At 63.8% G+C, this 25,409-nt stretch carries 21 protein-coding genes and 1 pseudogene; 11 read left to right on the forward strand and 11 right to left on the reverse strand.

Annotated features, from left to right (window positions below; translation table 11 throughout):
- Positions 1–699 precede the first annotated feature (699 nt).
- Entirely contained in the window at positions 700–885 is a 186-nt protein-coding gene (locus tag VHL31_RS08710; RefSeq protein WP_329660840.1) for a hypothetical protein, read from the reverse strand.
- Here VHL31_RS08710 and VHL31_RS08715 point away from each other — a divergent pair.
- Positions 824–2,287, forward strand: a complete 1,464-nt coding sequence (locus VHL31_RS08715; protein ID WP_329660839.1) for an AbgT family transporter — start codon at positions 824–826, stop codon at positions 2,285–2,287. The two genes, VHL31_RS08710 and VHL31_RS08715, sit on opposite strands and share 62 nt — an antisense overlap.
- Positions 2,288–3,154: 867 nt before the next feature.
- Here VHL31_RS08715 and VHL31_RS08720 read toward each other — a convergent pair.
- Both VHL31_RS08720 and VHL31_RS08725 read right to left on the reverse strand, forming a co-directional pair.
- Positions 3,155–3,559: a hypothetical protein gene (locus VHL31_RS08720; protein ID WP_329660818.1), complete on the reverse strand. Its 405-nt coding sequence runs from the start codon at positions 3,557–3,559 to the stop codon at positions 3,155–3,157.
- Positions 3,556–3,984 (reverse strand): hypothetical protein, encoded by a 429-nt coding sequence (locus tag VHL31_RS08725; protein WP_329660819.1) that lies wholly within the window; start codon positions 3,982–3,984, stop codon positions 3,556–3,558. The genes VHL31_RS08720 and VHL31_RS08725 overlap by 4 nt, the downstream gene beginning before the upstream one ends.
- A 589-nt stretch (positions 3,985–4,573) precedes the next feature.
- On the opposite strand from VHL31_RS08725, the gene VHL31_RS08730 reads away from it, so the two are divergent.
- Both VHL31_RS08730 and VHL31_RS08735 read left to right on the forward strand, forming a co-directional pair.
- Entirely contained in the window at positions 4,574–5,851 is a 1,278-nt protein-coding gene (locus VHL31_RS08730) for a hypothetical protein (protein ID WP_329660820.1), read from the forward strand.
- A gap of 8 nt (positions 5,852–5,859) precedes the next feature.
- Positions 5,860–6,636 (forward strand): VacJ family lipoprotein, encoded by a 777-nt coding sequence (locus tag VHL31_RS08735; protein WP_329660821.1) that lies wholly within the window; start codon positions 5,860–5,862, stop codon positions 6,634–6,636.
- A gap of 85 nt (positions 6,637–6,721) precedes the next feature.
- Here the strand turns inward: VHL31_RS08735 and VHL31_RS08740 are convergent, their stop codons facing one another.
- Positions 6,722–6,913 (reverse strand): hypothetical protein, encoded by a 192-nt coding sequence (locus VHL31_RS08740; RefSeq protein WP_329660822.1) that lies wholly within the window; start codon positions 6,911–6,913, stop codon positions 6,722–6,724.
- 1 nt (position 6,914) lies between these two features.
- Here VHL31_RS08740 and VHL31_RS08745 point away from each other — a divergent pair, with 1 nt between their 5' ends.
- On the forward strand, positions 6,915–7,238 hold the full coding sequence (locus VHL31_RS08745; RefSeq protein ID WP_329660823.1) for a hypothetical protein: 324 nt from the start codon (positions 6,915–6,917) through the stop codon (positions 7,236–7,238).
- Positions 7,239–8,744: 1,506 nt separating this feature from the next.
- On the opposite strand, the gene VHL31_RS08750 is transcribed toward VHL31_RS08745, so the two are convergent.
- The 3 genes from VHL31_RS08750 to VHL31_RS08760 form a co-directional block, all read right to left on the reverse strand.
- Positions 8,745–10,346, reverse strand: coding sequence for an alpha-amylase family glycosyl hydrolase (locus VHL31_RS08750; protein WP_329660824.1), 1,602 nt, complete (start codon positions 10,344–10,346; stop codon positions 8,745–8,747).
- Positions 10,347–10,379: 33 nt separating this feature from the next.
- Positions 10,380–12,671 carry an FdhF/YdeP family oxidoreductase gene (locus tag VHL31_RS08755; protein ID WP_349262397.1) on the reverse strand — a complete coding sequence of 764 codons (2,292 nt, stop codon included), beginning with the start codon at positions 12,669–12,671 and terminating at the stop codon, positions 10,380–10,382.
- A 421-nt stretch (positions 12,672–13,092) separates the two neighbouring features.
- On the reverse strand, positions 13,093–13,971 hold the full coding sequence (locus VHL31_RS08760; protein WP_329660826.1) for a fructose bisphosphate aldolase: 879 nt from the start codon (positions 13,969–13,971) through the stop codon (positions 13,093–13,095).
- 352 nt (positions 13,972–14,323) lie between these two features.
- On the opposite strand from VHL31_RS08760, the gene VHL31_RS08765 reads away from it, so the two are divergent.
- The gene (locus VHL31_RS08765) at positions 14,324–15,613 is read left to right on the forward strand and encodes an aspartate aminotransferase family protein (RefSeq protein ID WP_329660827.1); all 1,290 of its coding nucleotides are present in this window, start codon (positions 14,324–14,326) and stop codon (positions 15,611–15,613) included.
- On the opposite strand, the pseudogene VHL31_RS08770 reads toward VHL31_RS08765, so the two are convergent.
- Positions 15,588–15,819 (reverse strand): annotated as a pseudogene (locus VHL31_RS08770) (hypothetical protein); the annotation flags it as partial. The gene VHL31_RS08765 and the pseudogene VHL31_RS08770 sit on opposite strands and share 26 nt — an antisense overlap.
- 335 nt (positions 15,820–16,154) lie before the next feature.
- Here VHL31_RS08770 and VHL31_RS08775 point away from each other — a divergent pair.
- The gene (locus VHL31_RS08775) at positions 16,155–17,306 is read left to right on the forward strand and encodes a calcium-binding protein (RefSeq protein ID WP_329660828.1); all 1,152 of its coding nucleotides are present in this window, start codon (positions 16,155–16,157) and stop codon (positions 17,304–17,306) included.
- A gap of 394 nt (positions 17,307–17,700) precedes the next feature.
- On the opposite strand, the gene VHL31_RS08780 is transcribed toward VHL31_RS08775, so the two are convergent.
- The gene (locus tag VHL31_RS08780; RefSeq protein ID WP_329660829.1) at positions 17,701–18,675 is read right to left on the reverse strand and encodes a replication protein RepA; all 975 of its coding nucleotides are present in this window, start codon (positions 18,673–18,675) and stop codon (positions 17,701–17,703) included.
- 554 nt (positions 18,676–19,229) lie between these two features.
- Here VHL31_RS08780 and VHL31_RS08785 point away from each other — a divergent pair.
- The 4 genes from VHL31_RS08785 (at position 19,230) to VHL31_RS08800 (ending at position 21,894) form a co-directional block, all read left to right on the forward strand.
- Positions 19,230–20,264 (forward strand): AAA family ATPase, encoded by a 1,035-nt coding sequence (locus VHL31_RS08785; protein ID WP_329660830.1) that lies wholly within the window; start codon positions 19,230–19,232, stop codon positions 20,262–20,264.
- On the forward strand, positions 20,261–21,169 hold the full coding sequence (locus VHL31_RS08790; protein WP_329660831.1) for a ParB/RepB/Spo0J family partition protein: 909 nt from the start codon (positions 20,261–20,263) through the stop codon (positions 21,167–21,169). Before VHL31_RS08785 ends, VHL31_RS08790 begins: the two co-directional genes overlap by 4 nt.
- Before the next feature lie 103 nt (positions 21,170–21,272).
- The gene (locus VHL31_RS08795) at positions 21,273–21,509 is read left to right on the forward strand and encodes an AbrB/MazE/SpoVT family DNA-binding domain-containing protein (protein ID WP_329660832.1); all 237 of its coding nucleotides are present in this window, start codon (positions 21,273–21,275) and stop codon (positions 21,507–21,509) included.
- The gene (locus VHL31_RS08800) at positions 21,499–21,894 is read left to right on the forward strand and encodes a PIN domain-containing protein (protein WP_329660833.1); all 396 of its coding nucleotides are present in this window, start codon (positions 21,499–21,501) and stop codon (positions 21,892–21,894) included. The genes VHL31_RS08795 and VHL31_RS08800 overlap by 11 nt, the downstream gene beginning before the upstream one ends.
- 63 nt (positions 21,895–21,957) lie before the next feature.
- Here the strand turns inward: VHL31_RS08800 and VHL31_RS08805 are convergent, their stop codons facing one another.
- Entirely contained in the window at positions 21,958–22,812 is an 855-nt protein-coding gene (locus VHL31_RS08805; protein ID WP_329660834.1) for an FAS1-like dehydratase domain-containing protein, read from the reverse strand.
- 10 nt (positions 22,813–22,822) lie between these two features.
- Positions 22,823–23,977, reverse strand: a complete 1,155-nt coding sequence (locus VHL31_RS08810) for an acyl-CoA dehydrogenase family protein (protein WP_329660835.1) — start codon at positions 23,975–23,977, stop codon at positions 22,823–22,825.
- 119 nt (positions 23,978–24,096) lie between these two features.
- Between VHL31_RS08810 and VHL31_RS08815 the strand changes: the two genes are divergently transcribed.
- On the forward strand, positions 24,097–25,269 hold the full coding sequence (locus tag VHL31_RS08815; RefSeq protein WP_329660836.1) for a CaiB/BaiF CoA-transferase family protein: 1,173 nt from the start codon (positions 24,097–24,099) through the stop codon (positions 25,267–25,269).
- The last annotated feature ends 140 nt before the right edge of the window (positions 25,270–25,409 follow it).

Here is a 25,409-nt window from a genome sequence, read left to right on the forward strand (position 1 = left end):
TCAGCTCTAGCCTTGCCGATTCTTGCAGGTGTTATTAGTGTCAACCGTGCAAAGGCCATTCACGTCCTGGGACGATCGACAAGTATGGTTTAATCTATCGAACCATGAGCGCATTCGAATGCTCAACCAGGTATCGGCGGTCGCGCAGGGCTTACGTCCATCAAACGTGGTCGTCCCCAAAGCCGCACGCCTTTCAGGCGAACAGGACCAGCCGCCATTTCGGATCCTGTGCGGATGGGTTCTCCACACTGCCCAGGGGTCAGTGACACTGGACGTCGCTTCGGCGGTCCGCCGCAGATTACGGCTAAAGAACTGTAGTACGGATGGCGGACCTTCAGCAACGGTGCTGCTGTGTCGAGGCCGCAACCACCACACCTGCAACCGGCCGTCCCATCGGCTCGCTCGCAGCAGATAGGTCAACAAGCAGAGAGCAGGGGCAGGCGAACTAACATATCACGGCGACCTGGCAAGTAGCACGACAATCGCGAAAAACAAAAAAACACTAAACATTTATCATAAATTTGCTGTAGATTATTTTTCAGCGGAAGTCTCCAGGTTCTGTTTTCGGGCGCCTCGGGCTCGGGTACCGCTACCGGCATCTTGCTGTTATTTATCATGATTTATTATAGTTTTATTGGTGTTTTCTTTGAGAATAACGGACCAATTCTAGATAATATCACGGCGGTAGGCCGATTGTGCTTACTGAAACCAGTGTTCGAGGGGGGTCATGGCGGCCAAAGCTGCACGTCCAGCGCCGATGGGATCTAAGAAGCCGAGTGCTCTGGACGGATTTCTCGCCACGGTGGAACGTGTCGGGAACAAGGTGCCGCATCCAGCCATCATCTTTTTTGTTCTGATCGGCATCGTCATCGTCTTGTCGGCCATCTTTGGCCTCCTGGGAACCTCCATTTCCTATGAAGTCGCCGATCCGGCTTCGGGCGAGATCGAGATGCGGACGACGGCGGTGCAAAGCCTGCTGTCGGTCGACGGCCTGCGCTTCATGATCACCTCCCCCGTCCGCAATTTCCTGGGCTTCGGCTCTGTCGGCGTGATCATCATCGCGATGATCGGTGTGGGCGTCGCCGAGGAATCCGGCCTGATCGCGACGCTGGTCCGCAAGATCGTCCTCATCGCGCCGCGCTCCATCTTCACCTTCATCGTCGTCATGCTCGGGGTTGTGTCCTCGATCGCCGCAGATGCCGGCTACCTGGTGCTGGTCCCATTGGGCGCTGCCGCCTTCCACAGTTTGGAGCGCCATCCACTGGCGGGGCTCGCCGCTGCCTTCTCCGGCGTGGCGGCGGTATTCCTCGTCAACCTGTTCGTGACGCCGACGGACGCGCTCCTGGCCGAAATGACCAACGACGCGATCCGCATGGTCGACCCCGCGCGCGAGGTCACCCTCGTCGGCAACCTCTACTTCATGATCGCGTCCAGCATCCTGATGGGCATTCTCTGCACGCTCATCACCGAGAAGATCGTCGAGCCGCGTCTGGGACCATACACAGGCGGAGTGCCGGTCGAGGCAGCGGAAGGGATCACCGCGGAGCAGTCGAAAGGCCTCCGCTATGCCGGCATCGCGCTCGCGGTGTTCGTGGCCGTGGTCGCGCTCCTGACGGCACCGACGAACTCGGTGCTGCGCAGCCCGCAGACCGGCGAGATCCTCTCCGGCTCGCCATTCATGGATGGCCTGATCATCCAGATCAGCGCGCTTTTCTTCACGGTGGGCTTCGCCTACGGCAAGGGCGCCGGGACGATCAAGGACCTCACCCAGGCGATCGGCATGATCGTGAAGACCTTCGCAGGTCTGGCGGGCCTGATCTTTCTCCTCCTGGTGATCTCCCAGTTCATCGCCTTCTTCAGCTTCACCAACATGGCGACCGTGCTGGCTGCCAACCTTGCCAGCCTCCTGCAGGACGCACCGATCAACACGATCGGCTACATCATCATCTTCGTGCTGATCATCTTCCTGCTCGACATGCTGATCACGGGTGCTGTCGCGAAATGGGCGATCTTCGCACCTGTGTTCATCCCGCTCTTCATGCAGCTCGGCAAGGATCCAAACCTGGTCCTGGCGGCCTACCGGGTCGGCGATTCACCGATGAACGTCATGACTCCGCTGAACGTGTATCTCGGGGTGATGGTCGGCTTTGCTTCCAAGTACCAGAAGGACGCCGGCATCGGCACGATCGTTTCCCTCATGCTGCCATATACCGCGATCCTCATCGTCGTCTGGACCCTCCTCCTGATCGCCTGGTACCTGCTGGGCCTACCACTCGGGCCTGCCTGATGGACGACCGGGTCTCACAGGCGGACTGTATGCCTTCAGGCAAAAGCCGTTTCCCTCGACCAGCTAGATCCTACCGTGTCATGGTTCGTGCCGGGCCGCGCGCAGCAGCGGCTTCAGGTGGAATTGATCCGCCTTGTCGAGTTCCCTGCAAATCCCCGCCCGAGGAGGTGCGCGTTCCGGACCTTCCGGGGGACGTAGAAAGTGATGCCGGCAAAGCCTCCATCAACAGCCGCCGCCATCAGGCCGATCCTGGCAGGAACTCCGCCCCCTGACCCTCGCACCGAACGAGCCGATGGCATCGATCTTCCGCCATGAGTGTCCCTACGCGCATCTGCAGCCGGGATGGTCGGCGGCAACATCGAACGGCTCACGATGCCGGGAAGGTCGACGACGAGGCTGCAGCGGTGATCTAGGCCCAGGCGGAAGGTGCGGACCGTTGCGGCGTCGTGGACCACGTCGCCATCCGCGCCCTCGCCACCGGAGCCAAGGTCCCGGGCGTGCGCGAGGCGGACCTCTCGACCGCCGCTTCTCCCTTCGCCACGGTCACGCCAACGCACGCAGGCACGGCATCCGCTCGATTCGGGGCGGGCCTCGGGAAACGAGCCTGCCCGGGCCGGTCGGGCTGGCACGAAGAGACGGCGACGCCGCATCATCCAGTCATCGGCACCATGCAAAGAGGTGGCGGGTCCATGGCAGCGGACAGGTCCCGGCGGGATGGCCTTCACGCGGTTCGCGGGCTTTGCCAGCCTTTGCAAGGGTCGCTCGGCCCGGCGTGCTGCCCCGAGCACGACCCGTTCGCTCTCCAACTTGTCCGACGGACCGACAACACCCCCCCCAGCACCAGACAGAACACTAGTGCCGTTGCCGCTAGGTCCCCAGGCGCTCGCGCTGCCATTCGCGGAACAGGCGGTCTTCCTCGATCTGGACCCGGACCTCTTCCTGCTGGAGAGCCCGCTGCCGCTCGAACTCCAGCTGTCGTTGCATGTCGGCGTCCCGGGACGCCTGCGCCTGCTGGCGTTGCCGTTCTTCCGCCGGCCGGTCCAGCATCATGTTGCCGGCGAGACCACCGACGGCACCACCAATGAGCATGCCGCTCGTGCTGTTGCCGAACAGCATTCGGCTGGTACCGGCACCGGCGACGGCGCCACCGACGGTTCCTACCCCGGCGGGCGCGGTGCCACCGCCTTCACAGCCGGCCAGCACCAACGCGGCGATCCCCATCACCCAGATCTTCTTTGACCAGGATCGGCTCCCCTCGTGCGGCCTTGTCATTGCCCGATCCCCTCGTCGGCCTCTACGGACTGGACCATCTCCTCGAAAGAGAGACCGTCGTCCTTGTTCTTGTCGCCTTCCTCCAGGGCCCGGATCTTGTTGGCCATTACTTCGGAGAAAGTAAGGACACCATCACCATTGGTGTCGATGCGCGAAAATCTCGCTGGATCGTGTGGTCCCAGCTCCTCCGGCCTCAACGTAAGGCTGCCATCCTTGTCGAGTGTGCTGAAACCGGCCGCCGCATCTCTCCCGAACTCAGCTTCGCTCACCAAGTTGTCATCATTGGTATCAGCTGCTTCAAAGGCGATCCTTTCATAGCTGCAAGGACATGGCGCAACCCCTGGCAAGCCATCTTGCGCAGCAGCGGATCCGCTCGTCCCGGCTGCCATGATGAGAAAACAGAGCCTCACCACAGACCTTGCCAAGATTGATGTCCGTTTCCCCTGTGTCGATGCTCTTGGCACCAGCATTGGTTCTGCCCTTTCGATCCGACATTCTCGGGCGGTTGCCTATTCGCCTATTCCTACATATTGCTAGCTGGAGAATAGGCATGTGAGAAGGGAAAAGGCCGTTCCATCGACATTGGTAGCAGTCCCACAGAGAGACAGGTGGTGCTGCGTCAGGAATGCTGGTCCGCCGATAGTCTAGGATTCCGTCCGTGTTGATGTCCCTGATGATTGACGCTACGGCTGGCTGCAAAAGCGGCCTCGATTCATGCGCCTCCTGCTTTGATCAGCGCCTGACGAGGATGACAAAAAGTTCTCGATCCTATCGAACCGCCACGAACCAGGATTATGCAGGCCGCCGCTACTGGTTGGCGCGGCCTAAGGGCGCGTACAACTCAGGGCCAGCTTCTCCCATGCGGCTCTCTCGAGCGTTCCGAGGTCAGATCGAAAGATGCACGACGCCAATTCCTCCCATGGATAACCCTCGAGCATGATGCGGTCGACTTTTCGTATCCCTGCGATCCGTTCGCCTTACGGTCAGTTTTGCTCCCGCCGGGAGGTGCTGGCGATGGCTGGCCTCCTGCTCGGTGGCTGTACGACCAGCGCTCCAGTGCCGGAGCGGAGCGCGCTGCCGGTCCCGCCATATGACTTCCCTTTTGACAACCCTTGGGTGGCAACCGTGGTGGGTACACCCTCGGAGCAACGAGGGGTCTTCCCGATCAGGACCGCGCCACAGCGGCGCAAGCTCGTACTCTTCCCGGAGCGGACGATACCAGAGGGCTTCTGGTACTATGACGGGATGGACTACTCGGTCCTGCTGCAATCTGGCCCGGCGCCGCTGGTCTTCGTGATCGGTGGAACGGGAGCGGATGACCGCTCCAGGCTGATGCTCCTTCTGGGGCGCATCATGCACGCAGGCGGATCACATGTGATTCTGATCCCCTCGCCCAGCCATGCGAACTTCATCGTCACTGCCAGTTCCAACTTCCTGCCTGGAAGGGCGGGACATGACGCTTCCGACCTCCTGCGGGTCATGCATGCCTTGAAAGACCGGCTTGCCGGCGAGATTCAGGTCACCCGCTACGACCTGGCCGGCTACAGCCTAGGTGCCTGGCATGCGGCATTCGTCGCCAAGGCCGACGCGGAGCGTGAGGACAGGATCGGCTTCGATAGAGTCCTTCTCCTCAATCCACCACTGAGCCTGTACCGCTCGATCGAGGAGATCGATGCCATGCTCTACAAGGGACTGCCCAACGGCATCGATGGCCTCCGATACTTCCTCAACCAGGCAGGCGCCCGGCTGAGCCATGCCTACAGCACGAGCGATCCACTCGACTTCAGCGATCAGGACTTCCTGTTTGAGGCCTACAGCAGGATGCAGCCAAGTGACGAAAGCCTCGCCACCACGGTCGGGCTTGCCTTCCGCTTCTCCACGATGAACCTTATCTTTACTTCCGACGTCATGGGTCACGCCGGCTACGTCTTCCCGTTCGACAAGCAGTTCCGCTCGACCACGCCACTTGGCGATTACATGGCTGTGGCCATGCGTCTCAGCTTCATGGACTATTTCAATGACATCTATGTCGAGCAATATGCAAACGAGACCGTAAGCCGCCAGGATCTTATCGATCAGAGCAGCCTTGAGTACATTCGCGGTTGGCTATCTCGACAGACAAATATCTATCTCCTTACCAATAGCGACGACATCATCCTGGCGAAAGGTGATCTAGAAATATTGGTAAATATTTTTCAAGAAAGATCGCAGGTTTATCCAAATGGTGGCCACATGGGCAATCTGGCTCATCGTTCCGTCACCGGATACATCACCCGGTTCTTCACGGCGTGATGAAGCACATGGCTTCTCGGCCCGCTTGTGCCGCCTGCCTGGTCACAGCGTTGCTCGGTGGCTGCAGCACCGGCCCGGCCGCCGATCCACCGGTCACCACACCGCCGCGTCGACAGATCGAGCAGTTCGTCGACGCAAGGGAGCAGCCCGCGACCGTGGTCAACCCGCTGGCGGTCTACGATCCGTTTGAGCAGACCAACCGCGCCATCTACAAGTTCAATGCGAAGTTCGATGACTATGTCTACCTGCCGATCGTCGATGCGTATGTTGCCGTGACACCCGAACCTGTACGCGACAGTGTCAGCAATTTCTTTGATAATTTGGGTGAGATCCCGACCTTTGCCAACTCGGTCCTGCAGGGCAAGGTCGAGAAGGCATCGCCCACGCTGTTCCGCTTCATGCTGAACTCCACCATCGGCCTGTTCGGCCTGTTCGACCCGGCGAGCCATATCGGCCTGAAGCGCCAGGACGAGGATCTCGGCCAGACGCTGGGCGTCTGGGGTGTGGGGGATGGCCCCTATCTCGTCCTGCCGATCCTTGGACCTTCCAACCTGCGCGATGCGACGGGCACGGGCGTCGACTTCGTGGCCCTCACCGTGGCCCTGGAGGCGTTACCCAGCGATGTCAGGGACGATATACTCTATGACATCGTGGTCTGGGGCCTTTGGCCGATCGACCAGAGATATCAGGTCCCGCTCCGCTATCACTCCACCGGCTCGCCGTTCGAGTATGACCTGGTGAGGTCGTTCGTGACGAAGGCAAGGCGGATCCAGATCCAGAACTAGGGGGATCGGCAGTGTGGCTTGGGCGACTGCAGGATCCGCATGCGCTACTCCTGGCCGGTGCCCTGGAGGTACGGCGCCGCCAAGCTCACTTGCTTGGTGGATGTGAGCGGATGAAGTAGCCCAGGGCGAAGATCACGGCGGCGATCGCGATACCCCAGGCCAGCAGTTCCTGTTCAGCCGCCGCAGTGATGACCTGCTCCAGGAACAGGACGGCCAGCATGACCGCCACGATGCCGGCGAGCTTCTGCTTCAGTCCATCGACATCGCTTGAACGCAACGTGGTCGAACGTGTCACCGAGAGTGGCAGCTCGACGGAAGAGGTCCGTTCCTTGGAACTGCTCTATCCGAGCAATGTGTTCTCGCTCTCCCACGTGGCGTTGCCGTTCCCGATGAGCGATGCCCTCTACGGCATGCATCCTGGGACTGACGAGGATTTCGGCATCAATCTCGGCGCCGTGGCCGCACGCGGCGAGCGCGGCGCTCTGATCGTCAGTCTCGATTCGCTGCTGCGGATGTCGTCCAACCCGTTCTTCCCCTACCTGATCGAGCGGGTAGAGGAAGTCATCAGCTCGGCACCATCAAGCGCTGCATTGACACCCTGACCGGTGACAGAAACCACTTGGATACGAGCTGGCGCGAACATCGCTGCCGAGCGCGGTGGCCATTCGGTATCGTTTGCCTGCCGGATCTTCATCGCAGCGCTGTGCGAACCGCTGGTTTCGTGGAACTCGTTCCGCTCGCCGATGAGTCGGTGGCTGCCCTCTCAAGGCTGGTGATCGGTACCGGAACCACGGATGATACCAGTGCAGCGACCAGCGAGCGATCCTCAGCGCCTGACCTGCAGGGATCTCCCGCACAATGGCGACAATGTGCGCCTCGGCGTCCCTGTCCAGATCCCGCTCTGGAAACGGCGCGGAATCGAACGAGTTGAACAGCTGCGGAAGCGTCTTGAGCCTGAGCTTGATCGAGCTGATTTCGCTGGTGCTCGCGGTGTTCATGGGCGACCCGAGGGATTCATGCCTTCATGGCCTGTATCCGGAGAAGCGAAGGAGGCCAGCAGGCACCGGTTGGAGCCGATAAGATAGTGGTCCTCGGCCTTTGGGCTCCCCAATGGCTGGATCTGGAATCGTGCAACTGGTGGCGCTCTCGCCCTCTTCCTCCTGTCTTCCGCTTAGCCTGCCAAGCATCGCTTCTCTCCCATGCGGCCCGCACGCCGCGGAACAAGATCGCCTAGCTTGAAGAACGACGGCGGCCTCGTCCCGGTGAAGCGTAGCACCCGGCGCCGCCACCGGCCCTGAGCTGCGCAGCACGGTACTGTGAAATGATCTTGTCAGGTTCCGGGAAGGAACGCAGCCTTGCTCCCGGTTGACCTACCCATCGTGGCCGACTTCAAGGCATCGGCAGCAGTGAAAGGCGGCCCCTGCGTCTCCATTTGTCAAGATATGGCGCGGCCCGGTCGTGCCGGTTCTCAGACGCCAACATCGTCTTACTGACCGTGCCCAAACATCCGCCTCCCCTACCCTCGAGGTCAGCCTGTCGACTTGCGCGGCGAGCCACATGCCCTTCATCACGGATCATGAATGGTGAGCCTGCAACAGATTGCCTGCCGGTCCTGCATGTCCTCGCTCCACAGGCGCTTAAGCTGCTCCAGCAGGCCCTGCACAACCAGACACTTGTCGCGTTCACTTGCCTTGCACTGCATGACACCTCGACGTGTCACGTGGAGTGCACCCGGTTTGACCGGACAGGATCTGGGTTGGTTAGGCACCCAGTCTGCGGAAACGAGCGGATGAATGGAAGCGCAGCGCCGGGTCCTAGGCGGGTACCCCTTTCGCAGCTTGGCCCAGGGATCCCGGCGGAGGGGCTGGGGAGACTTGCCATGATCCGCTCCTGTCCAACCAGCCTGGCAGCTTCCTTGCCTTATCAGGGCCAAGGTCGGCCTCCTTACGGTACGCCATCAAGACAACGCACGCCGTGGCAGACATTCCGCGCCACAGGAACCCCATCGCGCACCTGCCTCAGGGCATGCTCGGGTCCCGCAGCGGTGCCCCCTGTGCATGGTCGCCACGCTGCTCCATGGCCAGCGGCAAGACCGGTACAGGGATTGGCTAGATGTCGGTCATGACGATGCAGCCTTCGTTCGACCGAAGTTCGAGCGTGCCCTGGATCCGCCCGTCCGCCTGATCGAGCAACGTCGAGAGCAGAACACGCCCTGGAGGGAAATGCTGCAGGACTCGCTTCGAACCCGTCATGTTGAGTACCACGAGCAGGCGCTTGCCCTCGTGGCGGCGCTCGTAGACCAAGGCGCTCTCATCGGCTGATACGAGCTGGTACCCACCGATCGACAAGGCAGGTTCGGTCCGGCGCAACCGGATGAGCGCACGATAGAGAGCCAGCATCGATCGTGGGTCGGCTGCCTGAGCGGCCACGTTGATCTTGGCGTGATCGGCGGCAACGGGCAGCCAAGGTTCAGCCGTCGAGAACCCGGCATGGGCCGTGGCGTCCCACTGCATGGGCGTACGCGCCGGATCCCGGCCAAGCCCAAGGCCTGGCACATTCCTTTCCCATGGATCCTGCACCCGATCTGGCGGGATCGGCACGTCGGTCATGCCGATCTCCTCGCCCTCATAGATCGTGGGCGTTCCGCGCAAGGTCAGGAGAAGCATGGCGGCGACCCGCGCCTGCCTAGGCCCGAGCCGGCTCGCTACCCGGGAGCGGTCATGATTGCCCAGCACCCAGTTCGGCCAGCCGCCTTCCGGCAAGGCTGCCTCATAAGCCGCAATCAGGCTGGCGATGGCCGAGGGCTGCCAGGGCGTGAAGATCAGATGGAAGTTGAAAGGCAGCTGGAAGCCGGAAAGGTCGACGCCGTAGTAGGCCATCAGCCGATCGAAGGGGAGATGGGCCTCGCCGATCAGCACGCGGTCGTCATAGCCATCCGCCACCCTGCGCATGGCGGCAATCGCATCGTGCACCTCAGGCTGGTCCATCGTACGGGCGCGCAGCACACGCCTGGCCGGTGACATACCGTCTTGCCAGTCCGGGTTGGGCGGGTTGTCCCGGAGCTGCTCATCCTCGATCAGGTGATGAATGGCATCGACCCGAAAGCCGTCCACGCCACGATCCAGCCAGAAGCGGAGCACATCCAGCATCGCCTGCCGCACGTCCGGATGACGCCAGTTCAGATCCGGCTGCTCCTTGAGATAGGCATGGTAGTAGTACTGGCCGGTGGCGTCGTCCCAGGTCCAGGCGGAGCCGCCGAACTCGCTCAGCCAGTTGCTGGGTGGCGCACCGTCCGGCCCTGCATCACGCCAGATATACCAGTCCCGCCGACCGGCCTCGCGCGACGAGCGGCTCTCGATGAACCAGGGGTGCTGGTCGGAGGTGTGGTTCGGGACATAGTCCAAGATCAGCTTGAGCCCCCGCGCGTGGGCCGCTGCCACCAGTTGGTCGAAATCCTCCAGCGTGCCGAAGATCGGATCGACAGCGCAGTAGTCGGACACGTCATAGCCGAAGTCCGCCATGGGCGACGGGTAGATCGGTGAGATCCAGATGGCATCGATGCCGAGATCGGCCAAGTAGTCCAGCCGTGCGCCAATTCCCGGCAGGTCGCCGATCCCGTCACCGTTCGCATCCTGAAAGGAGCGGGGATAGATCTGATACACAACCCCGTGCTGCCACCAGGCATGGCCAGCCAGTCGCTCTTGAGCCAACGAGACCTCCGGACAGCCAGCGATCTTCAACGGCTACGCCGCTGGCCGGATCAGGACTGGCACCGACTTGTAGGAAGGCGTCCCGCTGCGCTCGTCGTAGTTGGACAAGGCCACCAGCGGATTGGCTTCCGGATAATAGGCGGCTGCGGTGCCGGCCGCGATGTCGTGGGCAACGGCCGTCATGCCCTTCAGGATCCGCCGCTTGTCTGCCTCTTCGGTCCTGGCGACCTCGACGTCCACGAGATCTCCATGGCGCAGACCGCGTGCGTCGAGGTCCGGCTTGCTCATGAACACCACGTCGCGCCGCCCGGTGATGCCGCGGTAGCGGTCATTCCAGCCATAGATGGTGGTGTTGTATTGGTCGTGGCTGCGGATCGTGGTGAGGATCAGGATCTCAGGCATTCTGCCGGCCACCGCCTCGCCAAGGCCAGCCCAGGCCAGGAAGTTCGCCTTGCCGGTGGGCGTGCGCCATTCGCGCTCCGAGGCGGCAATCGGGAGACGAAAGCCCCCGGGCGCCTGGATACGCTGGTTGTAGCCGGCGAAGTCCGGAAATACCGCCTCGATCTTGTCGCGGATGCGCGCATAGTCGGCCACCAGCCAAGCCCAGTCGACCTTGGTGCCGGGAAGGGTAGCGCGGGCCAGGCCGGCGACGATGGCGGGCTCGGAACGCAGGTGCTCCGAGGCAGGCTGAAGACCGCCGCGGGAGGCGTGGACCATCGACATCGAGTCTTCCACGGTCACCGACTGTATCCCGGTTTCCTGCATGTCGATCTCGGTGCGACCGAGGCAGGGCAGGATGAAGGTTTCCTTCCCGACCGCCAGGTGCGAGCGGTTGAGCTTGGTGGCGATGTGGACGGCCAGGTCGAGCTGACGCATGCCCGCGAACGCGGCGTCCGGATCGGACATGGCGACCGGCAGATTGCCGCCCATGCAGACCAGGGCCTTGGAACGTCCTTCGACCATGGCGCTCACCGCCTCGACGGCGCCATGACCATGATGGCGGGGCGTCACGAAGCCGAAGACGCGCTCGATGCTGTCCAAGAGGGTATCGGACGGGATCTCGGTGATCCCGACGGTACGGTCGCCCTGCACGTTGGAGTGACCACGCAGCGGGCAGATGCCCGCTCCTTCCCGTCCGATATTGCCGCGCAGCAGGAGCAGGTTGGCGATCTGCTGGACGTTGCCGGTCCCGTTGCGGTGCTGGGTGATGCCCATGCCGTAGCAGACGATGACGTTCTTTGCCTGGGCATAGATGCTCGCCGCCTGCTCGAGCTGGGCGCGCGACAGGCCAGAAGCGCTCTCGATCTCATCCCAGGACGAGGCAGCAAGGTCGGCGGCGAGCGCCTCCAGGCCAGTGGTGTGCTTGGCGATGAAAGGCCGGTCCAGAAAGCCCTGCCCGCCGCGTCCAAGATCCTCGGCATCCGCCGCCAGCAACGCCTTCATCATGCCCTTGAGCGCGGCAAGATCGCCGCCGGCCTTGAGCTGGTAATAGTAGGAGGAGATCTTGGTGGAGCGGAAGGTCAGCATCTCCAATGCGCTCTGCGGCGAGGCGAACCTCTCCAGGCTGCGCTCGCGCAGCGGGTTGAAGGCGACGATCGGAACACCACGACGGGAGGCGTCGCGCAACGTGCTCAGCATGCGCGGATGGTTGGTGCCGGGATTGTGGCCGATGCAGAAGATGGCATCGGCATGATCGAAATCCTCCAGCGTCACCGTGCCTTTGCCGACGCCGATCGATTGGGGGAGGCCGACGCTGGTGGCCTCGTGGCACATGTTGGAGCAGTCGGGGAAGTTGTTGGTACCGAACTCGCGCACGAAGATCTGGTAGAGAAAGGCGGCCTCGTTGGATGTCCGGCCCGAGGCGTAGAACTCGGCCATGTCGGGGCTGGGCAATGCCCGCAGCGCCTGACCGATCCGCCGAAAGGCCTCTTCCCAGGCGATCGGCAGGAAATGATCGGTCGCCGCGTCGTAGACCATGGGGTGAGTGAGGCGCCCCTCCGCCTCCAGGTCGTGATCGGAAAAATTCCACAGATCGGAAACAGTGTGCTGCGCAAAGAACGCCGGTGTCGTCCGCCGGCTGGTCGCTTCCCAGGCGACGGCCTTCGCGCCGTTCTCGCAGAACTCGAACGAGGAGGTGTGCTTGGGATCGGGCCAGGCGCAGCCAGGGCAATCGAAACCTGAAGGCTGGTTGGCCCGCAACAACGCGCGAACGTCGGAGGCCCCAGCCATCTGGCCCTTGATCGACTTCGCCACCGCCTGCAGCGCGCCCCAGCCACCCGCCGGCCCGCCATAAGGACCTACGCCAGGTACCTTGTCTTCCGCCATCATGCTTCCCCGGTCGTCATCGCTCATGGCCGCCATGCTTCCTGCTCCAACGGGACGGAACGCCCGCTGGTGCCGTGGTGCCGGATATCACCACGGTCGCTCGAACTCCCTGCATCTGGCGGCGGCACCTGTAGCGGTGACTTCACCAAGCTCATCCGCCCCGAGACCATTCACCCGGGCCCGATACCCCACCGGTCGAACCTGTGGCTCCTGCCGGGCCCCGTGATCTCATCGCGAGGCTTCGCCAGACGGAGAAGCATGTCTAGGTGCGCCGAGCGTTGCACCGAACGTACGAACAACATCATCCTTGATGTTCTCATAGATCAAGCAACCCGGCACGGGTCTCGGCATGGCTTGATCGGAGATGGCATCTGCCATGAGAGGCCTTTGCGGCGGCCATGGCAGATCGTGTCGGCCCTCGTCACACTTTCTGGGTGGAAGCCTGGTAGATCTCCGCGATCGCGCTGGCCAGGGCGGCATTGAACTCCGCGTCGCTCATCGAATGCTGGAGGCCTTCGGTCAGCGCTCGCGAGAAGCTCGCGATCATGCCGTGATTGGCGGCAAGACGCCGGCAAGCCTCCGTTCGGGAATAGCCTCCCGACAGCGCCACCACCCGGGCCACCCTGTCATGCTGGGTCAGCTCGCGGTAGAAGTCGGCAGTGGCCGGAATCGTCAGCTTCAGCATGACCTGCTGCCCATCGGGTAGAGCATCAAGCTGCTTGAGGATCTCCGTCCGCAGGATCGCTTCGGCCCCGGCTTTGTCGGGGCTCTTGATCAACACTTCCGGCTCGATGATCGGCATCAGCCCATGGCCGGCAATCTGTCCCGCGACCTCGAACTGCTGTTTCACGATGGCGGCGATCCCGTCTTGCGAAGGAAGGTTGATCGTCGAACGCATCTTGGTGCCGAAGACGCCGAGCGACACGGCCCGCGCGAGCAGCGCGTCCAGGTCCGGCATCGGCTTCATCAGGCTGACCCCGTCCTTCTCCGCCTCCAGGCCCTTGTCGACCTTGAGGAAGGGAACGACACCGCGCTTCCACAAGAAGGCCGGAACGGGCGTCCCGGCCGCTTGGCCATCCATCGTGTTCTCGAACAGAATGGCGCCCAGCACCTGCGCCCCGGTGAAGGCCGGCGACGTCATGATGCGCACCCGCATGTCATGCATGAGCGCGAACATCTCGGCTTCACCGGTGTAGGCGGTGTCGGGGATGCCATAGAGACGCAAGGCGCCAGGGGTCGACCCGCCACTCTGATCGAGTGCGGCGATGAAGCCATCACCATGGGTGATCTGTGCGGCCATCGATTGATGATCCATGCCTCGATTCCTCCTGACTGCCGAGCCGTTGGCCAGGCAGGAATACCGTAATCAACGAGACCATTCACCCAACGATCAAGCCCACGGACGAAACGCTGGCGAGTTGTGTGTCGCGCAGCACCTGCAGCTCCGGGGAGATCGGCGACCAGCTTCTCTCGGATGGGAAACCGCCATCCTTCCCCGTGGCAGGTTTGCAAGCATCGTCCGGCTGCTGCCTGTGTTGAAGAAGGGAAGAGCCATCTTCTGCACCAAAGGGTGGCTTCCCGAGTGGCCAACATGATGTCCGAGCGTTAGCCTGGGCTGCAACGGCGTAGAGGAAGGAACGGCCGGTTCAGCCATGGAGTCCGAGGCCCAATCCGCTGCGTGGGACGACGAGGGCCACAGGTCACCGCATCAGGACGTCGCTGTCCTGTCCGGTAGTGGGTGCTGGCTCGTCGAAGCGTCGGGTCGCCGGCTGCTCGATGCCGGCTCCGGTCATAGCTGCGTCAACCTCGGATACGCGCATCCGGAGCTGATCGAAGCGGCCGCCGAGAGCTATCGCCGCCTGGCCTACTGCTCACCCGAGCATCGCTGCGCCCCAGTGGCGGCATTGGCCGAGACGCTGAGCGCGCGGCTCGGTGGTGGCTATCGCATCCGCTATGCGGCGACGGGCGGTGGTGCCAACGAGCTGGCGATCGAGATCGCGCGCCGGTTCTGGCGGCATCAGGGCCGCAGCCACAAGCGCAAGATCATCGCCTTCGACCGCAGCTATCACGGCTCCACCGGATCGGCGAGCTTTGCCAGTGGTCCTGGCATCCTGCAATCCCCGCTGGTCGACCGTAGCGCCGAGTTCCTTCACGTTCCTGGCGCACGCAATACCGCAGATGGCGTGAGCCGAACTGTCGGCGAGCTGCATGCGGAACTGGAGCGGCAGATCGATGTCGCTGATCCGGCCACCATCGCCGCACTCATCGTGGAGCCTGTGGCTTTCGCGGGCGGTGTCATCGTGCCTCCGCCCGGCACGATGGAGATGCTGGCGGCGCTCGCGCGGCAGCACGAGATCCTGCTGATCGTCGACGAGGTGATCACGGGCTTCGGGCGCAGCGGCCGGTTCTTCGCGTTCCAGCACGCCGACCATGTGCGGCCGGACATCGTGACCATGGGCAAGGGCATCACCTCCGCCTACTTCCCGTTGGCCGCCACCGCTGTCTCGGAGCGCATCTTCAAGACGTTTCGCACCAGCGGCAACGCGATGAGCAAGGTCATCACCATGGCGGGACATCCGGTCGGTTGCGACATCGCGTTGAAGGTGATCGAACTCATGGAGCGCGACCAGCTGGTGGAGCGCGTGCAGCGGAATGCCACGACGCATCTATCAGGCCTCGCCGCCCTGCAGGGCACCTCCGGTCTTCGGGACATACGGGGACTGGGCCACATGTGGGGATTGGAATTCGAGGGACCCACGCTGGTGGAAGCGTCCGCTCGCGCAGACGCCATAGCGCGTCGTTGCTACGAGGCGGGGGTATTGGTCCTGCAGGCGGACAATCTCATCCGCATCAACCCTCCCCTGGTCGCGACGGAGGACGACCTAGCCTTCCTGGTGGAAACACTTTCGGCGGCTGTCAGCAGCCACAACTTGTCTTCTTAACCTCCTTCTGACGAACATCTTGAGGGCTTCCGCTGAGGCGCCGACCCTGGTTGCGGTAGCCCAGCTGCGGCCGCTCGTGGTTGTCGTGGCGCAGCCAGGCGTCCAGGCTGGCCTGGAGCGCCTCGACGCTTGCAGACCACTTTGGTGCGTCGTCGGCCGAAGAACTCCTCCAGCACGGTGCTGTTCAAGCGCCCGACGAAGCCATCGGGCTGAAGCCCCATCCCTCGGAGGAATGTCGGCAGAGCCGACAGGCATGCGCGGCGTGCGCAGCTCCCATCCAACGGCCAAATCGGCGATCTGCCGCGCCGCCTCCGGCGGAGAGGTACCGCTCACGCGCCTTTGATCGAGCTAGTAGGCGATAAGGCAACAACAGCCCGTTGGTGTTTCTTGTTGGCGTGCAAGAGGCCGGCCATTCCTGCCGCGAGACCGACACGGGCTTCACCGCACCTCCTCGTTCTCCGGATGGCGCGCCTTCACCTTGGTGAGGCCGCCCTCCGTCACTGTAGATCGACCAACCCGGTTCCCACCAAGGAAGCCTTTCATGACGCTGATCTTCGGTACCCCAGGCGACGAGAAGGACCCGCCGATCCCAGGTACGGCGGCGGCGGACGAGATCCACGCCCTGGAAGGCACGGACCGGATCAAGGGCGGCGACGGCAACGACCTCCTGTTCGGTGAGGCGGGCGATGACCTCCTGCTGAACGGCGACCTCGGCGACGACCGGATCTATGGCGGTGACGGCAACGATGTCGGGATGTTCGGTGCCGCCGGCAACGATCTCCTCGATGGCGGTGCCGGCAATGACGAGATGGCCGGCAACAACGGCAACGACATCCTGAACGGCGGCGACGGCCAGGACCTCCTGCAAGGCGGCCTGCGCGACGACGTCATCATTGCCGGCGAAGGCAATGACCGCGCCTATGGCGGTGATGGCACCGACATCGTCGCCGGCGGCGGCGGCGACGACCTTGCCTGGGGAGATCGCGAGCGCCCCAACCTCGCGCCTACAACCGGTGCCGCCGACCGGATCTTCACCGGCGAGGGCAACGACCAGGTCTTCGGCGAGTTTGGCGACGACAGCCTCGACGGCGGCAACGGGAATGACCTCATCTACGGCGGCAGCGTCGAGCTTGCCGTCAACACGGGCAACGACACCGGCACCGGCGGAGCCGGCAATGACACGGTCAAGGCCGGCGACGGCGCCGACCGGTTCTTCGGCGCGGCCGGCGACGACATCCTGAATGGCGACGCCGGCGATGACGGCCTGTTCGGCGGCCTCGGCAACGACATGGTCGATGGCGGCGACGGCAATGACCTGATGGACGGCAAGGACGGCAACGACGCCTTGCGAGGTGGCGCCGGTGACGACCGGATGACAGGCGGGGCTGGCGACGACATCCTGGAGGGCGGCGACGGCGCCGACCAGCTGCTCGGTCAGGCCGGCAACGACACCATGACCGGTGGTGCCGGCGCCGACAGCTTCATCCTCCTGCGCACCGAGGGCGATCAGGACACCATCACCGGCTTCGAGGTCGGCACCGACAAGATCCTGCTGCGTGGGGCCGGCAACACGGTCGACATTGCGATTGCCAACGCCACTGTGCTGGAGGGCGGCACCGTCCTCAATCTCGGCCTCGACCACACCGTGACGCTCACCGGCGTGACCGGGATCAACACGAGCTGGTTCGGCTGAACCGTTCCAGCGCATCGACTGGCCAGGAGGCCCCGGCCGCACCCGCGGCTGGGGCTTTGCCGAATGGGCTGGCAGGAACATGGCGGTCGTGCCGTCTCCCCTTCCCTCGCCACTCCACGTCTTCTGGTCGTCGGAGCGCCAGACAGCACCGATAGCTGACGCTTGACTATCCATCTGGATGAAAGCGTTCTTGCTCACTTGAGGAATGCTTGGGCCGACCCGAGCGGATCATCTGAAGATCTCGCGCAACGTCCTCCATCTCGGCCAAGCGTCGGCCTGAGCTTCCGTGGCCAGACGAGGTGTTGCCCCCTGCCCCGGTTCGCGGTGGACCGGTTCCGTTGGCGGCAAGGCCCAGGCCAGTTCTGACGTCAGAACTGAAGGATGGCTTTCCGGATCATCGACTGCCCGGCACAGGCAGTTTCACAACGCTGCTGGAGATCGGCACGGCCGATCGCGACGACCGCAGGACGAGGCCACGCGTCGTAGCCTCGATATTGGCCTCCGGATACACGGCGACCACATCCTTGAGGACTTCCTTCAAACGGAAGGCCAGCTGGCGGTGGCCGCTCTCGCTGCCGAAATGCTCGCCCAGCGCATGCCAGGGGACCAGCGTTTCCTTCTTCACCGTGTGCAGCCGGTAGGCCAGCCAGACATAGAGGTCGAGGGCCAGGCTGGAGTTCTTCAGCTTGGCCACCGCATCTTCAGACAGCGGCACGGCATGGTCGACCAGATGCTCGAAGAAGCCGTCGCTGAGCTTGACATGCCTGCCCCACTCGCCGCCGTTGCGGAACAGTTGCATCTCGTCGCTGTCGTCGCGCCACAGATGCATGCCGTCGACGATCCGCTGGTCGACCAGATGCGCCTCGCTGGAACCGCGCTCGAAGCGCATCGTGAATTCGCAGCGCGCGATCCGCAGGGCCTGCTCGCGCACCGGCGCATAGGAGCCGCGCGGCCCGCCCGACGTCCCCAGCCCCATCTTCTTGAGCCACGATCCCATGGTCGGCCCGAGATCGACGATCTGGCTGCGGTTGCGCACGGCCTCCGTCTGGAAGTAGATCATGATCAGGCGCGCCTTCGTGCCGTACGGCACGCCCACCGTGATGATGCGGTCGCGAAGCGGAAGGATGCCGGGACGGATGACGAGCTGGTAGGCGCCGTTGCGCCGGACCCATGGCTCGGACGCGTTCTTCGGCTCCCGGTGGGGCAAGGCGGCCTGGCAGAAGCCGGAATGCAGGTAGTTGATCGCCTCCTGCTCAAGCAGAAGCGCATCATGCGCGGAGCGGACGCGCCGGCGTTCCTTGGCCGTATCAGCTTCAGCGAGCACGTCCTCCAGGCCCCGAAGGACCAGCTGCCGGTGAACCTCGGCCATGGCTTTCCGCTCGCCCCATCCGCACGATGGATCTGATGGTAGGCACAGTCATGACCAGCTGAGAACCGCAAAAATGCACCATGGACCGGCGCAAATCGAGATTCCGTTTCAACTTCAGCGAAGACTGTCGGCTGCGACTGGATCGCCAACGAGACCGGCCGAATGGCCTGCAAGGCCCTATCGGAGATCTTGTTATAGGTTCTCTATAGGAATGGGTTTCAAGTTCAGCGTGGATAACCGGCCCTTGCGTTTCAACTTCAGCGAGGAGCCAGCCTGGGCTGCGTTTCAATTTCAGCGAGACGACGTTTCAAATTCAGCGTGGACAAGCTGGCACCTGTCTCAAATTCAGCGTGAACAACCTGTGGAGGAACGCATGTGCGGCCCAGGCCCGCGAAAGCATGGCGAATGACCTGATGTCTCGCTGAATTTGATACGCTTCCATCTTTCTGCCACCACCGTCAACATCAACAGTCAACGGTCGGGGTTGACCGTTGACGTTCTGGCCACCTTCCTGCATCGTCGACCCAGTGTGGATCCTGCGGGGGGAAAGGCGGATGCATGGCGACGCGATGAGGGCGCTGCGTCAGGAGCTGCGCCTCAGTCAGACGGCCCTGAAGGACATTCTCAACACCAGGCTTGGCCGAAGCTACGACAAGCCGCGGATCAGCCGCTGGGAGAATGGCCGGGAGCCGGTGCCGGAGGATGTCGTCGCTGAGCTTCTGGCGCTGACCAAGGGCCGCGCGCGCGAGGCGCGGGTGATCGCGCTTGCGAACCAGAAGGGCGGCGTCGGCAAGACGACCACCGCGATCAACCTGGCCTATGCCCTGTCGAGCCGCAGCCAGCGCGTGCTCCTGATCGACCTGGATCCACAGGCGACGGCGACCGTGGCGCTGCTGGCCGGCGGCGCGGTCGATGCCCATCGCAAGGGCCAGACGATCGCGAACGTGATCCTGCGCGGCCGACCGCTGCAGGAGGCGATCCTGCCGGCCGGCAGCACGATCGGCGCGCACCGGCCGCTGCCCTACGACCTGGTGCCCAGCCATATCGAGTTGGCGGAGGTGGACAGCCGGCGCGAGCCGGGCCTGGACGTCGTGCTGCGCGAAAAGGTCGACGAGGTCCGCACGAGCTATGACTTCATCGTCGTGGATGCGCCGCCAAATCTAGGCATGCTCACCTGGATGGCGCTGGCAGCCGCCCAGGACGTGATCATCCCGGTCCGTACCGAGCCCTATGACACGATGGGCGTGGGGCTGATCCTCGGCACGGTGAACAAGGTGCAGCGGCGGTTGAACCCCGGCCTGAGGTTGGCAGGGATCCTGCCGACCCAGTACAGTCGGCGCAAGGCGGTCGACCGCGAGGTCCTGGAGCATCTGGTGACGGCCATGGGCGACAAGGGCGTGGTGCTGGCGCCGGTTCCGGAAAGTGCCGTGTACGGGCATGCCGCCCGCAACGGGCGCATCGCCCTGGAGGCATCGCCAGGTGCACCGGCCGTTGCCGTCTATGAGCGGCTGGCGGATGCGATCACGGCGGTGGCGGATTGGCCGCGGGTGACCAGCGAGGATTCGGCGATGGGGCAGGGGCCGGCATGAGCAGACGCAAGCAGCAGCCGTCGCCGATCCTCAGCACCTCGACCGCCCTGATCGGCGAGGCGTCCGGCAGCCTGGTCACCCGGGAAACCAGGTTCCGGCACAGTTTCGAGGCGCCGGTCGACCGGATCGAGCCGCATCCGAGCCAGGCGCGCACCCATTTCGACCAGGGCGAGATCGAGGCCCTGGCCGCGACCATGGCCGAGCAGGGACAGCTCCAGCCCATCCTGCTGTCGCGCCACCCAAAGGCGAAGGACCGCTGGTTCATCGTCGCCGGCGAACGACGCTGGCGGGCCGCGCGCCACAACGGCTGGACCTCGATCCTCGCCATCGAGCATGAGGGCAATGTCGAGATCGCCTCGCTCATCGAGAACCTCCAGCGGGTCGACCTGACGCCGGTCGAAGAGGCGAGGGGGCTCCAGCACCTCATTACCGACAAGGGTTATACCCAGTCCGCCGCTGCGGCGGCGCTCGGCAAGTCGAAGGCGGAGATCAGCGCCACGCTGCGCATCCTCACCCTGCCCGAGGACGTGCTCGATGCAGTTCTGACGTCAGAACTTCCGATCGCCAAGAACACGCTGATCGAACTGGCCCGGGTCGAGCCGGGTTCGGTGCGGGAGCGCCTGATGGCGCTGGCGCGGCAGGGAGCGCTGACCGTCCGGGCGATCCGCGAGGCGCAGGAGGCGCCGCCGGATGATGATGACGACGACGGCGCGGACCGGCATGAACGAACCCGGCGGACCGGCAAGCCGGCCGGCAGCACCATCGTGAAGCTGGTCGACCGTCTCGGCATGAACCTGGTGAAGATGCTCGCCGCCGGGCAGGAGCTCGACGCTGCCGAGCGCGCTCGCCTGTCCCAGCTGCGCGATGCGCTCGACAAGCTTCTTGCCAGAAGCGGTCCGACCTGAGCGGCAGGACAGCGGGCTGGATGACCAAGGTATACCGCTCGCTTGCGGCTGCCCGGCTCGGATGATACACATCGGACCTGGATAGATATCCAAGGAGGGCCGCATGCAGATCGCGAAGTGGGGGAACAGCCTCGCCGTGCGCCTGCCGGCCAAGCTGGTCGAGGAGCTCGGTCTGCGCGAGGGCGACGATGTCGAGCTGACCAGGCTGGAGGGCGGGCTTGCGGTGTTCAAGCGCCTCAAGGCCGAGGAAGCCCTGGACCGCCTGATCAGGCTGGCCAAGGAGAAGCCGGCGCTGCCTGAAGATTACAAGTTCGACCGCGACGAGGCGAATGCCCGTTGAGTTCGCCGACAGCAATGTCGTGCTCTATGCGCTGACGACCGGGTGGAAGGCGGAGCGTGCATGGGAGATCCTGCGGACCCGCCCCATCATCAACGTCCAGGTGCTGAACGAGGTCCTCAACGTCCTTCGGCTCAAGCAGCGCCTGAACTGGCAGGAAATCGACGAGCGGATGAGCCTGATCCGCGAGCTGCTGCCCCAGATCGACCTTACCGTCCAGGTGCATGACGTCGGGCGCGCCCTGGCAGCCCGGTACCAGTTCCGGACCTACGATGCGATGATTGTCGCTGCCGCCCTGGAGGCAGGATGCGAGCGCTTGTGGAGCGAGGACATGCAGGACGGGCAGGTGGTCTGGGAAAGGCTTACCATCAGCAACCCGTTTGGGTGACGGCTGACGGCATGTCCTTCGCAGGTCGCTCGGCGTCGGCCGTTTCGCCTGGGAGCGGCTCGCTCAGCCAGTCCATGCCGTGGCCTTCATGGTGCCGTAGCCCATCCCGTCGGCCGTCCAGAGGTCCAGACGGTCGCCACCTCGTCGGCCGTTGATGGTGAAGGCGGCCCCGTCGAAGAGCGGCCTGACGCTCCGGAACCGGAACAGGGTCGGCGGCGCGCCCTTGTTCATGTCCATGGCGAGGTTCAAGAGCAGGGTAGCCTGGAGCGGACCATGGACGACGAGGCCGAGATAACCTTCCACTTCTTGGCAGTAACGGTGGTCGTAGTGGATGCGATGGCCGTTGAACGTCAGGGCGGAATAGCGGAACAGCAGAACGGGGCTGCTCTCGACCTGCCGTGTCACCTCGGCCGGTAAAGGATCGTCGTCGGGAAGATTCGCTGCTGCTGGCGGTTGGTCAGCTCCCCGGTAGACGATGTCATGGCGCTCGAGCACGGCCGGCCCTCGACTAGTCCGCAACTCGTGCCATACCGCCACGAAGCAGAGGGGGCCGGTGCGCCCGCTCTTCATCTCGACGCTCTCGATGCGGGATAGCCGTTCTACCCTGTCGCCGACCTGCAGCCGGTCGAGCAGGCGAAGCTCGCCACCGGCCCACATCCGGCGGGGGAGCGGCACAGGTGGCAGGAACCCGCCGCGGGCCGGATGTCCGTCGGGGCCAAGGCAGGACATCCGGACGACCGGTGGTGCCAGGCACCAGTGGATGCCCAAAGGAGCCGGCTCGCCGCAGGAGGGAACGCCAGGATCCTGATCGAGCGTGGCTCTCAGACCCCTCACCATCTGGGGCGAGATCTGATCCTCCGCCTGCTCCGTCCGGCCGACCCAGGTCCTCAGATGATCGAGATCGAGGCGATCGGGCATCTGTGCTCCCTCAATAGGATCGCGGCATGCCCAGGACATGCTCGGCAAGGTAGCTCAGGATCAGGTTGGTCGAGATCGGCGCCACCTGATAGAGGCGGGTCTCGCGGAACTTGCGCTCGATATCGTACTCCTCCGCGAATCCGAACCCGCCATGGGTCTGCACGCAGGCCTCGGCCGCAGCCCAGGAAGCTTCGGCGGCGAGCATCTTGGCCATGTTCGCCTCAGCACCGCATCCTTCGCCCCGCTCGAAGAGCGATGCCGCTTCCTTCACCATCAGGTCGGCGGCACGCATCTGGGCGAAGGCGCGGGCGATCGGAAACTGGATGCCCTGGTTCTGGCCGATCGGACGACCGAACACCTGGCGCTCCCGCGCATAGGCCGTCGCCTTCTCGATGAACCACCTGGCGTCCCCGACGCACTCCGCGGCGATCAGGATGCGCTCGGCGTTCATGCCGGACAGGATATAGCGAAAGCCTTTGCCTTCCTCGCCGATCAGGTTCTCGGCCGGCACACGGACATTGTCGAAGAAAACCTGGGTGGTGGAATGGTTCATCATGGTGCGGATCGGATGGATGGTAAGCCCCGCCTTCTTCGCCGCGCGCATGTCCAGGATGAAGACGGACAGCCCGTCGGTGCGCCTGGCGACCTGCTCCTTCGGCGTGGTGCGCGCCAGGAGAAGCATCAGGTCCGATTGCTCGGCCCGGCTCGTCCAGATCTTCTGGCCATTGACGACATAGCTGTCTCCTTCCCGTCGGGCGAAGGTCTGGATCGAGCTCGTGTCGGTGCCGCTGGAGGGCTCGGTGACACCGAAGGCCTGCAGGCGCAGTTCACCCGCAGCGATGGCAGGCAGGTAGGTGCGCTTTTGCGCCTCGCTGCCGTGCCGGAGCAGAGCACCCATTACGTACATCTGGGCATGGCAGGCGGCACCGTTGCAGCCGGCCCGCTGGACCTCCTCCAGAATCGCGGCAGCGGCGGACAGCGGCAGGCCAGAGCCGCCATATTCCTCAGGAATGAGGGCGCCGAGATAGCCGGCAGCGGTAAGTGCCTGCACGAAGGCGGTGGGATAGGCGTTCTCGCGGTCCAGGGCGCGCCAGTATTCGCCGGGAAACTGGGCGCACAGCTTTGCCACCTCTTCCCGGATCTGGGGATAATCTTCCTGCACCACGATCCTTCTCCTCGCCTCTGGCGACCATAGATGGCGGGTGGGCGACCCGGACGCCAAACTCAAATTGCTGCATCACAAATCATCTGGCCCAGGAAACGCTGGGCGCGCAGGATCGCCCCATGGGGATCAAACGGGCCGATCAAGAAGCGATGAATCCTGCACTCGATGGACTGCTTGTTGTATCGCTGGAACAGGCCGTGGCGGCACCTTTGGCCTCCTGCCGGCTGGCCGATGCAGGGGCCCGGGTCATCAAGATCGAGCGGCCGGAAGGAGACTTCGCGCGTGGCTACGACCATCTGGTGAAGGGCGAGAGCGCCTATTTCGTCTGGCTGAACCGGGGCAAGGAGTCCGTCTGCCTCGACCTGAAGCAGGACAAGGACCGCGCGGTGCTGGCCACCATGATCGCCAGGGCCGACGTGTTCATCGAGAACCTGGCACCTGGTGCTCTCCACCGCCTGGGCTTCCCGATGGCCGAGCTACGCAAGGCCCATCCCAAGCTCATTACCTGCACGATCTCGGGCTACGGTGATGATGGGCCATACCGTGACCTGAAGGCCTATGATCTCCTGGTGCAGGCGGAGAGCGGCCTCTCCTCCATCACCGGGACACAGGAGGGGCCGGCCCGCGTCGGCGTCTCGATCGCTGATATCGCAGCCGGGATGACGGCATTTCAGAGCGTGCTTACCGCGCTCTACGCACGGAACCGTACCGGCCAGGGGCAGCACATCGCCGTGTCCCTCTATCATGCCCTCGCCGACTGGATGAACGTCCCCTTTCTCCAGTACGCCTATGGTGCCCGGGTGCCGGAGCGCTGCGGCCTGAACCACCCGACCATCGCACCCTATGGCGCCTATACCTGCCGGGACGGCAAGGCGGTCCTGCTCGCGATCCAGAACGACCGCGAATGGCCGATCTTCTGCACCGAGGTACTGGAGCGGCCGGCCTTGACCTCCGACGACCGTTTCGACGACAACAGCAAGCGTGTCGCCAACCGGCCGGCCCTGGACGAAATCATCCTCGAGGTGTTCGTCGGCGCCGACAGGGACACCATGGTCCAGCGTCTCCAGAAGGCGCGCATCGCCTTCGGGCGGGTCAACACGCTGGTAGACATGTCGGCCCATCCGCAGAACCGCTACGTGACCGTCGAAAGTCCGGCGGGGCCGATCCGGATGCTGGCACCGAGTGCCATCTTCGATGGAAACGAGCTGGTCCTGGGGGCAGTGCCAGCCCTGGGGCAGGACACTGCGCGCATCATGGAAGAGTTCGGCGCTGCCACACCCGTCGAGGACTGATACCAAGCCACCGAAGATCTGATCTGAGGACCTGAGTTGGCTGGAGGCATGGTAAGCTGTGGGCTGGAGGACCCAGCCATGCCAGCACTGGCCATTCGCGAAGACCTGCCCGCCACCGAACTGCGCCATCTCGCCCGGCA

Origin of the sequence: Geminicoccus sp. (assembly GCF_036263595.1) — a bacterium.
Taxonomy (GTDB): Bacteria; Pseudomonadota; Alphaproteobacteria; order Geminicoccales; family Geminicoccaceae; genus Geminicoccus.

Excerpts from the sequence above, each read along its gene's own strand:
- VHL31_RS08710 (WP_329660840.1), bottom strand. The coding sequence starts at position 885 with ATGGCCGACAAGACGATGACGATGCCGATCAGAACAAAAAAGATGATG.
- VHL31_RS08720 (WP_329660818.1), bottom strand. The coding sequence starts at position 3,559 with ATGACAAGGCCGCACGAGGGGAGCCGATCCTGGTCAAAGAAGATCTGG.
- VHL31_RS08730 (WP_329660820.1), top strand. The coding sequence starts at position 4,574 with ATGGCTGGCCTCCTGCTCGGTGGCTGTACGACCAGCGCTCCAGTGCCG.
- VHL31_RS08735 (WP_329660821.1), top strand. The coding sequence starts at position 5,860 with ATGGCTTCTCGGCCCGCTTGTGCCGCCTGCCTGGTCACAGCGTTGCTC.
- VHL31_RS08755 (WP_349262397.1), bottom strand. The coding sequence starts at position 12,671 with ATGGCGGAAGACAAGGTACCTGGCGTAGGTCCTTATGGCGGGCCGGCG.
- VHL31_RS08760 (WP_329660826.1), bottom strand. The coding sequence starts at position 13,971 with ATGGCCGCACAGATCACCCATGGTGATGGCTTCATCGCCGCACTCGAT.
- VHL31_RS08765 (WP_329660827.1), top strand. The coding sequence starts at position 14,324 with ATGGAGTCCGAGGCCCAATCCGCTGCGTGGGACGACGAGGGCCACAGG.
- VHL31_RS08775 (WP_329660828.1), top strand. The coding sequence starts at position 16,155 with ATGACGCTGATCTTCGGTACCCCAGGCGACGAGAAGGACCCGCCGATC.
- VHL31_RS08780 (WP_329660829.1), bottom strand. The coding sequence starts at position 18,675 with ATGGCCGAGGTTCACCGGCAGCTGGTCCTTCGGGGCCTGGAGGACGTG.
- VHL31_RS08785 (WP_329660830.1), top strand. The coding sequence starts at position 19,230 with ATGCATGGCGACGCGATGAGGGCGCTGCGTCAGGAGCTGCGCCTCAGT.
- VHL31_RS08790 (WP_329660831.1), top strand. The coding sequence starts at position 20,261 with ATGAGCAGACGCAAGCAGCAGCCGTCGCCGATCCTCAGCACCTCGACC.
- VHL31_RS08795 (WP_329660832.1), top strand. The coding sequence starts at position 21,273 with ATGCAGATCGCGAAGTGGGGGAACAGCCTCGCCGTGCGCCTGCCGGCC.
- VHL31_RS08800 (WP_329660833.1), top strand. The coding sequence starts at position 21,499 with ATGCCCGTTGAGTTCGCCGACAGCAATGTCGTGCTCTATGCGCTGACG.
- VHL31_RS08805 (WP_329660834.1), bottom strand. The coding sequence starts at position 22,812 with ATGCCCGATCGCCTCGATCTCGATCATCTGAGGACCTGGGTCGGCCGG.
- VHL31_RS08815 (WP_329660836.1), top strand. The coding sequence starts at position 24,097 with ATGGGGATCAAACGGGCCGATCAAGAAGCGATGAATCCTGCACTCGAT.